This is a genomic window from Acinetobacter sp. CIP 53.82, assembly GCF_000369465.1.
Lineage (GTDB): Bacteria > Pseudomonadota > Gammaproteobacteria > Pseudomonadales > Moraxellaceae > Acinetobacter > Acinetobacter indicus.
Genome location: NZ_KB850046.1, coordinates 908,797 through 922,166 on the forward strand (window position 1 = coordinate 908,797; position 13,370 = coordinate 922,166).

At 44.9% G+C, this 13,370-nt stretch carries 24 protein-coding genes and 1 pseudogene; all 25 read right to left on the bottom strand.

All coding sequences use genetic code 11. The annotated features are described in order from the left end of the window. Positions 1-73: 73 nt before the first annotated feature. The 25 genes and pseudogenes from F905_RS09855 to rplB all read right to left on the bottom strand — a co-directional run bounded on the left by F905_RS09855 (position 74) and on the right by rplB (position 13,369). The gene (locus F905_RS09855; protein ID WP_005180241.1) at positions 74-1,564 is read right to left on the bottom strand and encodes a flavin-containing monooxygenase; all 1,491 of its coding nucleotides are present in this window, start codon (positions 1,562-1,564) and stop codon (positions 74-76) included. 198 nt (positions 1,565-1,762) lie between these two features. Next, the gene (gene rplQ, locus F905_RS09860) at positions 1,763-2,128 is read right to left on the bottom strand and encodes a 50S ribosomal protein L17 (protein WP_004754212.1); all 366 of its coding nucleotides are present in this window, start codon (positions 2,126-2,128) and stop codon (positions 1,763-1,765) included. A 19-nt stretch (positions 2,129-2,147) separates the two neighbouring features. Next, positions 2,148-3,155 carry a DNA-directed RNA polymerase subunit alpha gene (locus tag F905_RS09865; protein ID WP_005180245.1) on the bottom strand — a complete coding sequence of 336 codons (1,008 nt, stop codon included), beginning with the start codon at positions 3,153-3,155 and terminating at the stop codon, positions 2,148-2,150. 17 nt (positions 3,156-3,172) lie between these two features. Continuing rightward, positions 3,173-3,799 carry a 30S ribosomal protein S4 gene (gene rpsD, locus F905_RS09870; protein WP_005180248.1) on the bottom strand — a complete coding sequence of 209 codons (627 nt, stop codon included), beginning with the start codon at positions 3,797-3,799 and terminating at the stop codon, positions 3,173-3,175. 12 nt (positions 3,800-3,811) lie between these two features. Continuing rightward, positions 3,812-4,198 (bottom strand): 30S ribosomal protein S11, encoded by a 387-nt coding sequence (rpsK, locus tag F905_RS09875; protein ID WP_001040166.1) that lies wholly within the window; start codon positions 4,196-4,198, stop codon positions 3,812-3,814. 19 nt (positions 4,199-4,217) lie between these two features. Continuing rightward, complete coding sequence (rpsM, locus tag F905_RS09880) at positions 4,218-4,574, bottom strand: 30S ribosomal protein S13 (protein WP_005012957.1); 357 nt, start codon at positions 4,572-4,574, stop codon at positions 4,218-4,220. A 107-nt stretch (positions 4,575-4,681) separates the two neighbouring features. Next, entirely contained in the window at positions 4,682-4,798 is a 117-nt protein-coding gene (gene rpmJ / locus F905_RS15195) for a 50S ribosomal protein L36 (protein WP_000867907.1), read from the bottom strand. Positions 4,799-4,818: 20 nt separating this feature from the next. Further along, a complete protein-coding gene (gene secY, locus F905_RS09885) occupies positions 4,819-6,138 on the bottom strand; it encodes a preprotein translocase subunit SecY (RefSeq protein ID WP_171065119.1) in 1,320 nt (439 codons plus the stop codon). A 45-nt stretch (positions 6,139-6,183) separates the two neighbouring features. After that, complete coding sequence (rplO, locus tag F905_RS09890) at positions 6,184-6,624, bottom strand: 50S ribosomal protein L15 (RefSeq protein WP_005180254.1); 441 nt, start codon at positions 6,622-6,624, stop codon at positions 6,184-6,186. Positions 6,625-6,627: 3 nt separating this feature from the next. Further along, entirely contained in the window at positions 6,628-6,804 is a 177-nt protein-coding gene (rpmD, locus tag F905_RS09895) for a 50S ribosomal protein L30 (protein ID WP_005180256.1), read from the bottom strand. A gap of 6 nt (positions 6,805-6,810) precedes the next feature. Then, positions 6,811-7,308, bottom strand: a complete 498-nt coding sequence (gene rpsE / locus F905_RS09900) for a 30S ribosomal protein S5 (protein ID WP_005180258.1) — start codon at positions 7,306-7,308, stop codon at positions 6,811-6,813. A gap of 2 nt (positions 7,309-7,310) precedes the next feature. Continuing rightward, positions 7,311-7,661 (bottom strand): 50S ribosomal protein L18, encoded by a 351-nt coding sequence (rplR, locus tag F905_RS09905; RefSeq protein WP_005180260.1) that lies wholly within the window; start codon positions 7,659-7,661, stop codon positions 7,311-7,313. Between the two features lie 14 nt (positions 7,662-7,675). Further along, a complete protein-coding gene (gene rplF / locus F905_RS09910; protein WP_005180261.1) occupies positions 7,676-8,209 on the bottom strand; it encodes a 50S ribosomal protein L6 in 534 nt (177 codons plus the stop codon). Positions 8,210-8,222: 13 nt separating this feature from the next. Continuing rightward, positions 8,223-8,618, bottom strand: coding sequence for a 30S ribosomal protein S8 (rpsH, locus tag F905_RS09915; RefSeq protein WP_005180264.1), 396 nt, complete (start codon positions 8,616-8,618; stop codon positions 8,223-8,225). Positions 8,619-8,630: 12 nt separating this feature from the next. Then, positions 8,631-8,936: a 30S ribosomal protein S14 gene (gene rpsN / locus F905_RS09920; protein WP_005180266.1), complete on the bottom strand. Its 306-nt coding sequence runs from the start codon at positions 8,934-8,936 to the stop codon at positions 8,631-8,633. A 9-nt stretch (positions 8,937-8,945) separates the two neighbouring features. After that, entirely contained in the window at positions 8,946-9,482 is a 537-nt protein-coding gene (rplE, locus tag F905_RS09925; protein ID WP_005180272.1) for a 50S ribosomal protein L5, read from the bottom strand. Positions 9,483-9,498: 16 nt separating this feature from the next. Beyond that, positions 9,499-9,816 carry a 50S ribosomal protein L24 gene (gene rplX, locus F905_RS09930; RefSeq protein WP_005180274.1) on the bottom strand — a complete coding sequence of 106 codons (318 nt, stop codon included), beginning with the start codon at positions 9,814-9,816 and terminating at the stop codon, positions 9,499-9,501. A 9-nt stretch (positions 9,817-9,825) separates the two neighbouring features. Continuing rightward, entirely contained in the window at positions 9,826-10,194 is a 369-nt protein-coding gene (gene rplN, locus F905_RS09935) for a 50S ribosomal protein L14 (protein ID WP_001982634.1), read from the bottom strand. Between the two features lie 91 nt (positions 10,195-10,285). After that, on the bottom strand, positions 10,286-10,543 hold the full coding sequence (gene rpsQ / locus F905_RS09940; RefSeq protein ID WP_005180277.1) for a 30S ribosomal protein S17: 258 nt from the start codon (positions 10,541-10,543) through the stop codon (positions 10,286-10,288). Beyond that, a complete protein-coding gene (rpmC, locus tag F905_RS09945) occupies positions 10,540-10,737 on the bottom strand; it encodes a 50S ribosomal protein L29 (protein ID WP_000849928.1) in 198 nt (65 codons plus the stop codon). Before rpmC ends, rpsQ begins: the two co-directional genes overlap by 4 nt. Further along, on the bottom strand, positions 10,737-11,150 hold the full coding sequence (gene rplP / locus F905_RS09950) for a 50S ribosomal protein L16 (protein ID WP_005180280.1): 414 nt from the start codon (positions 11,148-11,150) through the stop codon (positions 10,737-10,739). Before rplP ends, rpmC begins: the two co-directional genes overlap by 1 nt. Continuing rightward, positions 11,090-11,906: pseudogene (gene rpsC / locus F905_RS09955) on the bottom strand (30S ribosomal protein S3). Before rpsC ends, rplP begins: the two are co-directional and overlap by 61 nt. Before the next feature lies 1 nt (position 11,907). Then, positions 11,908-12,237, bottom strand: coding sequence for a 50S ribosomal protein L22 (gene rplV, locus F905_RS09960; RefSeq protein WP_001982638.1), 330 nt, complete (start codon positions 12,235-12,237; stop codon positions 11,908-11,910). 11 nt (positions 12,238-12,248) lie between these two features. Beyond that, positions 12,249-12,524: a 30S ribosomal protein S19 gene (gene rpsS, locus F905_RS09965; RefSeq protein ID WP_001138119.1), complete on the bottom strand. Its 276-nt coding sequence runs from the start codon at positions 12,522-12,524 to the stop codon at positions 12,249-12,251. A 20-nt stretch (positions 12,525-12,544) separates the two neighbouring features. Beyond that, positions 12,545-13,369 (bottom strand): 50S ribosomal protein L2, encoded by an 825-nt coding sequence (rplB, locus tag F905_RS09970; protein ID WP_005180283.1) that lies wholly within the window; start codon positions 13,367-13,369, stop codon positions 12,545-12,547. Position 13,370: the final 1 nt, after the last annotated feature.

Sequence of the window (13,370 nt, forward strand, 5' to 3'; positions counted from 1 at the left end):
AGAACCCGATATAAACAACAAGGAAGCTCAATTGAGCTTCCTTTGTTCATTGCACGATCATGATGATGTGTGCTTAAGACACCAGTTTAGGTTTACGTGCAGACTCACTGACTGCTTTACGGAACTTCAGCACCGGATCAGCAAATGAAGCCTGTTTTAAATCCTTACGGTCTTTCAGGTAATTATTGCTCACCCGCCAAGGCGCATGTTTACCCTGCTTTGGCATCACATTCGCGGCACGGGCAATATAACCCGAAGTTAAACTACCCATCACAGTGTCTTCCATCAACTCTGAAGGATCACCTTCCGCAATCACTTCGGTATAGCCTTGCTGATCCATATGATTAATCAGACGGCAGATATAATCCGCAGCAATATCAACTTTTAAAGTCCAGGAGGCATTGATATAGCCAATAATCATGGCCATATTCGGCACATCGCTGACCATCACACCCTGATACAGCATATGTTTCGAGGTATCCAAAGGCTGATGATCAATGGTGGCTTTAACCCCGCCTAAAATCTGAATTTGCAGACCGGTAGCCGACACAATCACATCTGCGTCGAGATGTTTGCCAGATTTTAACTGGATGCCCTGTTCGGTAAAGGCTTCAATCTGATCGGTTTCAACACTGGCCTGCCCTTCACGCAGCACTTTAAACAAATCTCCATCTGGCACCACACACAGACGCTGATCCCATGGATTATAGCTCGGGCTAAAGTGTTTCATATCCACTTTGCCTTTCAGCTGCATCTCAATTGACTTTAATAAAAATTTACGCAGCAGCTTCGGCTGTTTCTGTGCCAGCGCATACACACCGCGTTGCATACCAATATTTCGTGCCCGCGTCAGCTTATAAGCCAGCTCCTCCGGCAACACCTTGCGCATGTTGTTATAGATAAAATCTACCGATGGAATGGAAGCAATATAGGTCGGTGAGCGCTGCAGCATGGTGACATGCGCTGCACCGCCTTTGACCATTGCAGGCACCAAAGTAATAGCAGTAGCGCCGCTACCAATAATCACCACTTTTTTACCAGAATAATCGAAGTTTTCCGGCCAATGCTGTGGATGAATAAAAGTACCTTTAAATGCCGACTGATTCGGGAAATCCGGCTGGAAGCCCTGATCATAATTGTAATAACCGGTACACCCCAGAACAAAATTGGCGATCCAGGTCTGTTTTTTGCCCTGTGCATTTTCAATCACGACAGACCATTTCTGGGTCTGGCTATCATAATTGGCAGACAGCACCCGATGCTGGAAATGAATTTTGGATTTCAGTTGATACTCTGCAATCACTTCTGACAGATAGTTCTTAATTGAAGCGCCATCAGCCAGAATGCTGTCTTGCGTCCAGGGCTTAAAATTAAAGCCAAAGGTCGACATATCCGAATCGGAACGAATACCCGGATATTTAAATAAATCCCAAGTGCCCCCAAAGCTCTCACGACGCTCGATAATTTCAAAGGTGCGCTGCGGGCAGTGTTTGGAAAGATGCGCGGCCAGACCAATACCAGAGATGCCCGCACCCACAATCAGAATATCAACATGCTTGTCCATTTTGTTTTTATACCTGTTCAACGTTCTATTTTTATTAAAGCACAAATTTGACAATACTCAATGTCAAGTTTAATAAAAAGCGATAAAATTTATATCAATTCGGGACACAACAGAAAAATTGTCTGACAACTGGCCATAAAAAAAAGGCCGGTTTAAAAAACCGACCTTTTTTAGAACAACTGAACTGCTCTTGCGAAATTATTTAACTTCGCGATCTACAAGTTCAACGTAAGCCATCGGTGCAGCATCACCTGCACGGAAGCCCGCTTTAAGAACACGTAGATAACCGCCGTTACGTTCTTTGTAACGAGGGCCAAGAACGGTAAATAATTTACCAACAGTTGCTGCATTACGAGTACGAGCAAACGCCAAACGACGGTTTGCAACTGTATCGTTTTTAGCTAAAGTGATTAAAGGCTCAGCAACGCGGCGAAGTTCTTTCGCTTTAGGCAAAGTTGTTTTAATTAACTCGTGCTCAACTAAAGCATTGGTTAAGTTTTGGAACAACGCCTTACGGTGGCTGCTGGTACGGCCTAATTTCACACCACTATTACGATGACGCATGGTGAATAGTCCTACTTAATTAACGGCTACGATAAGCGAAGCGGTCGTCCATGCGGAGACTAGCTGGTGGCCAGTTCTCTAAACGCATGCCGAGCTGCAAGCCTTTCGATGCCAGAACATCTTTGATCTCAGTAAGCGATTTTTTACCCAGGTTAGGTGTTTTAAGTAACTCAACCTCGGTGCGCTGTACAAGATCACCAATGTAGTAAATATTTTCTGCTTTCAAACAGTTAGCAGAACGAACAGTAAGCTCTAGATCATCTACTGGACGAAGCAAAATTGGGTCAACTTCTTCACGAGGTTCTTGAGCCACAGGTGCCTGATCTTTCTGAAGGTCAACAAAGATTGCAATTTGTTGTTGCAAGATTGTTGCCGCTTTTCGGATTGCTTCTTCAGGATCAACAGTACCATTGGTTTCAAGATCAATGATCAGCTTGTCAAGGTCAGTACGTTGTTCTACACGCGCATTTTCTACGATGTAAGACACACGTTTGATCGGGCTATAAGAAGCATCTAACTGTAAACGACCCACTGGGCGAGTTTCGCCTTCTGGGAAACGTGAGTCAGATGTTTCATAACCACGGCCTTGAGCCACTTTCAAACGCATTTTTAACGCGCCTGATGCACTTAGAGTGCCGATCAAGTGTTCAGGGTTAACCACTTCAACATTGTGCGGTAAACGAAGGTCAGCTGCAGTAACGTCACCTGGACCTTGTTTTTCCAATGTCAAATAAGCTTCATTTTGATCGAATAGCTTAATAGACAATCCTTTCAGGTTCAGCAAGAGCTCGACGATGTCCTGCTGCAAGCCTTCTAAGGTACTGTACTCGTGCTCAACACCCTCAATTTCAACTTCAACCACAGCTGCGCCAGGTAAAGAAGAAAGAAGGATGCGACGTAAAGCATTACCAAGAGTATGACCAAAGCCACGCTCTAATGGTTCCAGAATAACTTTTGCCGAGGTCCCGCTAACCGCTTCGACCTTGATCGCTTGCGGAGTTAGAAACTCATTTGCAGTACGCGTCATTATTGCTACCTCAAGGATTATTTAGAATACAATTCTACAATCAAGCTTTCGTTGATTTCAGCAGGTAAATCAGAACGATCTGGTGCAGCTTTGAACGTACCTTCTAATTTAGCGTGATCAACTTCCATCCAAGAAGGGATACCACGTTGAGCAGCTAATTCAATTGCGTTTTTGATACGTAATTGTTGTTTAGCACCTTCGTGAACTGCGATCACGTCACCAGCTTTAACTTGGATAGACGCGATGTTAACACGACGGCCATTCAAAGTAATGCTACGGTGAGATACAAGCTGACGAGCTTCTGCACGTGTAGAACCAAAACCCATGCGATAAACGACGTTATCAAGACGGCTTTCAAGCAATTTCAACAAGTTTTCACCTGTTGCGCCTTTAACACGAGCTGCTTCTTTATAGTAATTACTAAATTGACGCTCTAAAACACCGTACATACGACGTACTTTTTGTTTTTCACGTAATTGTAGTGAATACTCAGATTGCTTACCACCACGAGCCCCGCCATGTTGGCCAGGAGCTTTAGCGTGTTTTTTAGTTTTGACGTCAAAAGGTTTAACGCCAGATTTTAGTTGCAGGTCTGTCCCTTCGCGGCGAGAGAGTTTGCATTTTGGACCAATATAACGAGCCATGAATGTTTCTCCTTACACGCGACGTTTTTTAGGTGGACGGCAACCGTTGTGAGGAATTGGAGTCACATCGGTAATGCTGTTAATTTTATAACCCACTGCACCTAATGCACGAACCGCAGACTCACGACCTGGACCAGGACCTTTTACAAGGACGTCCAAGTTTTTCAAACCGTAATCTAAAGCAGCTTTACCAGCAACTTCAGCAGCTACCTGAGCAGCAAACGGAGTTGATTTACGTGATCCACGGAAGCCTTGTCCACCTGAAGTGGCCCAAGCCAGTGCATTACCTTGACGATCGGTAATAGTCACAATGGTGTTATTAAAAGAAGCGTGAATGTGTGCAACACCTTCAGAGACGGTACGGGTGACCTTCTTGCGTGTGCGAGTATCTTTAGCCATCTTTTAGCTTCCAGAAATCTTATTTCTTAATTGGTTTGCGCGGACCTTTACGGGTACGTGCGTTAGTTTTGGTGCGTTGACCACGGACAGGCAAGCTGCGACGATGACGAAGACCGCGGTAGCAGCCTAAATCCATTAAACGTTTAATGTTCATGGAAATTTCGCGACGTAAGTCACCTTCGGTCGGAACCTTAGCAACTTCTGCACGAATCGCATCAAGCTGAGCGTCATCTAATTCACGGATCTTAGTGGTAGTAGCGATACCAGCAGCAGCTAAGATGTTCTTAGCAGTGTGGCGACCAATACCAAAGATGTACGTTAGAGAGATAACAGCATGCTTGTTATCCGGAATGTTTACACCGGCAATACGAGCCATTCAATTTTCTCCAAAAAGGCAGTTAAGATAATCAACCGCCCCACAAAAATCTTGAGGGGCGGATAATAACCTAATTAGCCTACTGAAATCAACAGGTCTTGATCAGATTAACCTTGACGCTGCTTATGACGAGGTTCTGCGCTGCAAATTACGCGGATAACCCCATTACGACGGATAACTTTACAGCTACCACAAATTTTCTTTACAGAAGCTTGTACTTTCATGATGAAACCTCTAAGTGCGCTTATCCCTTAGGATGAGCAGTCGTTTTTCTCATTAACGTTTGATTATCGTACTGGTGCGAGGTGAGATGTGCTTGAAGCTGAGCCATAAAGTCCATCACGACTACCACAACGATCAATAATGAGGTACCACCCAAATAGAATGGAATACCAAACGAGCTCTGCAATACCATCGGCATCAAGCAGACCACTGTGATATAAATCGAACCAATAAAGGTCAAACGATTGAGAATATGATCTAAGTAACGAGCAGTTTGCTCACCTGGGCGAATACCAGGCACATAAGCTCCGCTGCGTTTCAAGTTCTCTGACACTTCTTTCGGACTAAAAACTAGCGCGGTATAGAAATAACAGAAAAAGATAATTAACGCACCAAAGAGCACCAAATACAATGGCTGTCCAGGCGACAATACGAGTGCCAGATCTTGCAAGCTACGCTTGATAATCCCTGCATCAGGATCCGCACTTCCTACCCATTGACCCAGACTGGCCGGGAACAACAGCAGAGAGCTGGCAAAAATTGCCGGAATCACACCTGCCATATTAATTTTTAATGGCAAATGGGTTTGCTGTGCAGTAAATACACGACGACCTTGCTGTTTTTGAGCATAGTTTACCGGAATACGACGTTGCGCTTTCTCGATAAACACAATGGCTGCCAGTACCGCCAGTGACAACAGACCAAAAATCACCAGACCAATCAGGCTGGTTTGACCATTATCGACTGAAGATAGCGATTGCAAAATCAGATTTGGTAATCCGGCAACGATACCGGCGAAGATGATCATGGAAATACCATTGCCCACCCCACGTTCGGTAATCTGTTCACCCAACCACATCAGGAACATTGTACCCGCCACCAGCGAGGTGACTGCCGGAACGTAAAACGCAAGACCTGACGTTAAGGTAATCCCTTGACTGATCAGACCTGCACACATCCCGATTGCCTGTACTAAGGCAAGGAACAAGGTACCTTGGCGCGTATATTGATTAATCTTACGCTTGCCCTGCTCGCCTTCTTTCTTTAAAGCTTCCAGCGAAGGAACCACGGTTGACATCAGCTGCACGATAATCGACGCAGAGATGTAGGGCATGATCCCGAGAGCAAGAATCGACATTCGCTCTAATGCACCACCCGAAAACATGTTAAACAAACCCAGGATAGTACCTGAGTTTGCATTAAAAAGATTTTCAAGTGCGGCATTATTAATGCCTGGTACTGGAATATGCGCTCCTAGTCGAAATACCAACAACGCACCAATGAGAAACATCATTCGGCGAATAATTTCACGATATTTCACGTGAAATGGTTGGCCTTTCATCATATGTACATGACCTGAAGAACTAGGAGACATAGACACTGGAGATTACTCCTCGACTTTACCGCCAGCAGCTTCAACAGCAGCTTTAGCGCCTTTAGTCAATGCAACACCTTGAACAGTGAAAGCACGAGTAATTTCACCAGAAAGTACGATACGCGCACGGATCATGTCTTTACGCACAACGTTCGCCGCTTTTAAAGTTTCTAGGCTAACGATGTCGCCTTCAACTTTAGCAAGCTCAGATAAACGTACTTCAGCAGTTTTTAAAGCGATTTGGCTAGTGAAACCGAATTTAGGTAAACGACGATATAACGCAGTTTGACCACCTTCGAAACCTGGACGTACGCCACCGCTCTTACGTGATTTTTGACCTTTGACACCACGGCCACCAGTCTTACCTACGCCAGAACCGATACCACGGCCCAGACGACGGTTTTCACGTTTAGCACCTTCTGCAGGTGCAAGTTCATTTAAACGCAGAGTCATGGCTTATTCCTCTACACTAACCATATAGTAGACTTGGTTGATCATACCACGGTTAGAAGGCGTATCTTGCACTTCTACAGTATGACCAATACGACGCAGACCTAAACCTTTCAGGCAAAGCTTGTGATTTTTCAAGCGGTGCGATGCAGATTTAGTCTGGGTAACTTTAATCGTTTTCATGATTGATTACCCTTGAATTTGTTCTACAGTCAGACCACGTTTCGCAGCGACTTTCTCAGGAGAAGTCATATCACGCAGACCGTTGAAAGTCGCGTTTACTACGTTCGCAGCATTTGTAGAGCCATAACATTTTGTTAATACGTTACGCACGCCAACAGCCTCTAGAACTGCACGCATAGCGCCACCAGCAATTACACCAGTACCTTCAGAAGCAGGTTGCATGTAAACGCGGCTTGCACCGTGACGAGCATGAATAGGATGCTGAACAGTACCGTCAACAAGGTCAACAGTAATCATGTTGCGACGAGCAGCTTCAAGTGCTTTAGAAATAGCAGCTGGAACTTCACGCGCTTTACCACGACCAAAACCTACGCGACCATTACCGTCACCCACAACAGTTAATGCTGTGAAAGAGAAGATACGACCACCCTTAACAACTTTGGCAACACGATCAACGGCTACCAGCTTTTCAACAAGACCTTCGTTTTGTTCAACTTTAGCCATGATTAGAACTCCAAGCCGTTTTCACGAGCAGCATCAGCCAAGGCTTTGATACGACCATGATATTTAAAACCAGAACGGTCAAATGCAACTTTAGTTACACCAGCTGCTTTCGCACGTTCTGCGATTAAAGCACCAACTTTCTTGGCAGCTTCAACGTTACCAGTTGTACCAGCACGTAAAGTAGCATCTAAAGTAGAAGCTTGCGCTAAAACTTTGCCACCATCTGCTGAGATAACTTGAGCATAGATGTGACGCGGAGTGCGGTTTACACACAAACGAGTCGCACCCAATGCACGGATGTGCAAGCGTGTGCTTTTCGCACGACGCAAACGGGATTGTTTCTTTTCGTTCATAAGAACCTCGCGCCTTATTTCTTCTTAGCTTCTTTACGAAGTACAACTTCGTCAGAATAACGAACACCTTTACCTTTATATGGCTCTGGTGGACGGTAACCACGGATCTCAGCTGCTACCTGACCTAATAATTGCTTGTTAGCAGATTTCAGGATGATTTCAGTTGCAGTAGGAGTTTCTGCAGTTACACCTTCAGGAAGGCTGTAATCGATTGGATGAGAGAAACCAAGGTTAAGGTTAACAACAGTACCTTTAACCGCAGCTTTATAACCAACACCGATCAGTTGTAACTTACGTTCGAAACCTTCGTTCACACCTTTTACAAGGTTGTTTAATACAGCGCGAGCAGTACCAGCTTGCATCCAAGCGTCTTTCGACTCTTTTACTGGAGCAACTTGAAGAGTACCATCTTCCTGTTTTAGCTCGACCAGCGCATGCAGGTTGAAAGACAATGTACCTTTGCTGCCTTTCACTTCGACCTGCCGGCCGTTCTGAGTAACTGTTACACCGTTAGGTACAGTTACTGGGGCTTTAGCCACACGAGACATGAGGAATCACCTATTAAGAAACAAAAGCAATAACTTCACCACCAACGCCCGCAGCACGTGCAGCGCGATCAGTCATGATGCCTTTGCTTGTAGAAACAATTGCAATACCTAAACCTTGCTTAACGCTTGGAAGTGCATCTTTACCGCGATACTGACGTAGACCAGGACGGCTTACGCGTTTCACAGTTTCGATAACTGGTTTGCCTTCGAAATACTTTAATGTCAAAGTAAGAGTTGCTTTGCCTTCAACGTCAGCAACTTCTACATTGGCAATGTAACCTTCTTGTTGAAGTACGTTTGCAATCGCAACTTTCAACTTAGAGTTAGGCATAGAAACAGTTTGTTTCTTCGCCATTTGTGCGTTACGAACACGAGTTAACATGTCGGCAACGGTATCTTGCATACTCATTCTAGTCGCTCCTTACCAGCTTGCCTTAACAACGCCAGGTACATCACCTTGCATTACTGTGTCACGTAATTTGTTACGGCTTAAACCGAACTTACGGAAGTAACCATGAGGACGACCAGTTAAACCACAACGGTTACGAAGACGCACTGGAGACGCATTACGTGGTAATGCTTGTAACTTCATCATCGCTTCGAAACGCTCTTCGTCGCTTGCATTTACGTTTGCAATAACAGCTTTTAATTCAGCACGTTTTGCAGCGTATTTAGCAACAGTAGCTTCGCGTTTCAATTCGCGATTAATCATACTTTTCTTAGCCATATCGACCTCTTATTTGAACGGGAAGCCGAATGCACGCATAAGCGCACGGCCTTCGTCATCGGTGCGAGCAGTCGTAGTGATGGTAATATCCATACCACGAATACGATCAATCTTATCGAAATCGATTTCAGGGAAAACGATTTGTTCTTTAAGACCCATAGAGTAGTTACCACGACCATCAAATGATTTCGCAGAGAAACCACGGAAGTCACGGATACGAGGGATCGCGATAGAGATCAAACGGTCTAAGAATTCGTACATGCGTTCGCCGCGTAAAGTAACTTTACAACCAATCGGCCAACCATCACGGATTTTAAAACCTGCGATAGATTTACGAGCTAACGTAAGAACTGGTTTTTGACCAGCGATAGCTTGCATATCAGAAAGAGCACCATCAAGGAGTTTCTTGTCAGCAGCAGCTGCACCAACACCCATGTTGATAGTGATTTTAGTGATGCGAGGGATCTCCATCACATTCTTAATGCCCAATTGTTCTTGTAATTGAGCTTTAAGTTCGTCGTTGTAACGTGTTTTAAGTCTGGCCATTGCCTATTTCAACCTATTACTTCGCTACCGCCACTGATTCACCATTTGATTTGTAAACGCGAGTTTTCACGCCGTCAATCGTTTGGTAACCAACACGGTCAGCCTTTTGGGTTGTAGCATTAAAAATTGCCACGTTTGAAATATGAAGCGAAGCTTCCTGAGTTACGATGCCGCCTTCAGCGCCAGTAACACGGTTCGGCTTTTGATGCTTCTTAACCAGGTTAAGGCCTTCAACCTTAACGCGGTCATTAGAAACTGACAAAACAGTACCCTGTTTGCCTTTTTCTTTACCTGCGATCACGATTACTTGATCGCCTTTTTTAATCTTAGCCATGATTGCCTCTTATAGAACTTCAGGAGCCAATGAAATAATTTTCATGAACTGTTCAGTACGAAGTTCACGAGTCACTGGTCCGAAAATACGAGTAGCAATCGGCGCTTTGTTGTTGTTCAAAATAACGGCTGCGTTATCGTCGAAACGAATCACAGAACCATCTGGACGACGGATACCGAATTTTGTACGTACAACTACAGCATTCATCACGTCACCTTTTTTAACACGTGCGCGTGGAATTGCTTCTTTTACAGTAACTTTAATAATGTCGCCAACAGAAGCATAACGACGATGTGAACCACCAAGTACTTTAATACATTGTACGCGGCGAGCACCACTGTTGTCTGCTACGTCGAGCATCGTTTCGGTTTGAATCATTGCCCTACTCCAAAACCGAGCATCACCGGTCACAATTTCGAAAGGCTCAAAGAGTACTCGAAATTGACCGATGATGCAACAAGAACGTTAATTACTCAGCAGCTGCTTCAACAACTTCAACTAGAGTCCAAGACTTAGTTTTAGAAATTGGGCGGCTTTCTTTGATGGTTACAACATCACCGATTTTAGCGGTATTGTTCTCATCATGAGCATGTAATTTTGTTGAACGGCGGATTGATTTGCCATACAACGGGTGTTGAACACGACGTTCAATAAGCACAACAATAGACTTGTCCATTTTGTCGCTTACGACTTTGCCGGTTAACGTGCGGACTGTTTTATCACTCATTGTCCGTTCCCCTGTTTTTCGGTAAGGAGTGTCTTAATACGAGCAATAGTTTTACGAGCGACTTGCACTTCGTGCGATTTGCCCAATTGACCAGTTGCTTTCGCCATACGAAGACGGAATTGGTTAAGCTGTTGCTCATCAAGCAAAGCTTTCAACTCTTCTACCGACTTTTCACGTAGATCTTTAGTTTTCATTACATTACCGTCCGAGTCACGATAGTGGTTTTAAACGGAAGTTTAGCAGCAGCAAGCTTGAATGCTTCAGTTGCTAATTCATCGTTCACACCTTCCATTTCGTACAGGATCTTACCTGGTTTGATTTCGCAAACCCAGTATTCCACGTTACCTTTACCGTTACCCATACGAACTTCTAATGGTTTTTCAGTAATTGGTTTGTCCGGGAATACACGGATAAAGATCTTACCACCACGTTTAACACGACGGCTGATTGTACGACGCGCAGCTTCGATCTGACGCGCAGTCATACGACCACGTTCAGTCGCTTTAAGTGCGATAGAACCGAAAGATACAGTGCTACCACGGTGCGCTAGACCAGTGTTACGGCCTTTTTGAACCTTACGGAACTTAGTACGTTTAGGTTGCAACATGGATTATTCTCCTTTTTCAGCAGAACGATCATTGCGACGACCACGACGCTCTTGACCTTCACCACGACCGCGACCGCGTTTAGCTGGACGTTCTTCAGCTGGAGCTGGGTTCATGACTTGTTTCATGCCACCCAAGATCTCACCACGGAAGATCCAAACTTTAACACCAATCGTACCGTAAGTCGTTTCAGCACGCATAGTCGCGTAGTCGATGTCCGCACGAAGTGTATGTAGAGGTACACGACCTTCACGATACCATTCTGTACGAGCGATCTCAGCACCGCCTAAACGGCCAGAAACTTCAACTTTGATACCTTTGGCACCAGCACGCATAGTGTTTTGAACCGCACGCTTCATAGCACGACGGAACATTACACGCTTTTCTAATTGAGAAGCGATTGCTTCAGCAACCAGACGTGCGTCTAAGTCTGGACGATCGATTTCGTTGATGCTTACTTGCGCTGGAACACCCATAATGTTGGTAAGTTCGCGCTGTAATTTCTCAATGTCTTCGCCTTTTTTACCGATAACGATACCAGGACGAGCAGTGCTAATAGTTACTTTAGCAGCGCCTGTCGGACGTTCGATAAGAATATTGCTTACCATTGCGTTCTTAAGTTTTTTAGTTAAAAACTCACGAACTTGAAGGTCTTTAAGCAAGTATTCAGCGTATTGTTTCGGATTCGCATACCAGTTAGCGTTATGACGTTTCACAACACCTAGGCGGATACCGATTGGATGAACCTTCTGACCCATATCAAACCCCTACCTTAACGGTGATGTGACAAGTACGCTTAGTAATACGATCTGCACGGCCTTTAGCACGTGGCATAATACGTTTCAGGCTCATGCCTTCATCAACGTAGATCGTAGAAACTTTAAGGTCGTCTACATCTAAACTGTTATTGTGTTCAGCATTTGCAATTGCAGATTCCAACGCTTTTTTAACCAGTACAGCAGCTTTTTTGTTGCTGAAGTTCAGGATGTTAAGCGCATGCGCAACAGATTTGCCGCGAATAAGGTCTGCAACCAAACGTGCCTTTTGTGCCGAGATAGCGGCACCGCGTAATTTAGCAGTTACTTCCATCATAGCACCTATTAACGTTTAGACTTCTTGTCAACACCGTGACCACGATAGGTACGAGTTGGCGCGAATTCACCTAGTTTATGGCCAACCATGTGTTCAGTAACGATTACTGGAACGTGGTTACGACCATTGTGTACAGAAATTGTTAGACCAACAAAATCCGGAAGAATCATCGAACGACGCGACCAAGTTTTGATCGGCTTACGAGAGTTGCTCGCAACAGCCGCTTCAACCTTAGCGAACAAGTGCGCATCGACGAATGGGCCTTTTTTCAATGAACGAGGCATTAGTCAGATTCCTTTACTTGTTACTTAACGCGACGGTCGCGAATAATCATCTTAGTCGTACGCTTGTTGGTACGTGTCTTGTACCCTTTAGCTTTTTGACCCCATGGGCTTACAGGTTGAATACCTTTGTTACGCCCTTCACCACCACCGTGTGGGTGGTCAACCGGGTTCATCGCCATACCACGTACGGTAGGACGAACGCCACGCCAGCGTGAAGCACCTGCTTTACCAAGTGAACGCAAGTTGCTTTCTGAGTTAGAAACTTCACCCAATACAGCACGACATTCAACGTGTACTTTACGCATTTCACCAGAACGTAAACGAACGATAGCGTAAGAACCGTCACGACCCAACAACTGAACTGAAGTACCAGCTGAACGAGCTAACTGCGCGCCTTTACCGATTTTAAGTTCGATGTTATGAAGTGTAGAACCGATAGGCATGTTGCGAAGTGGCAAGCAGTTACCTGGACGAATTGGAGCATCGTTACCAGACTGTACTTTATCACCAGCACGTAAGCCTTTAGGCGCAATAATATAACGACGCTCACCGTCAGCATACTTCAACAGTGCGATGTGTGCAGTACGGTTAGGATCGTATTCAATACGCTCAACTACAGCAGGAATGCCGTCTTTGTTACGTTTGAAGTCAACGATACGGTAGTGCTGTTTGTGGCCACCACCAACGTGACGAGTCGTAATGTGACCGTTGTTGTTACGACCACCAGTACGTTTTTTAGCTTCTACCAACGGAGCATATGGCGCGCCTTTGTGAAGGTGATCATGAACCACTTTCTCTACAAAGCGACGTCCTGGAGACGTTGGCTTACATTTTTGAATAGGCATA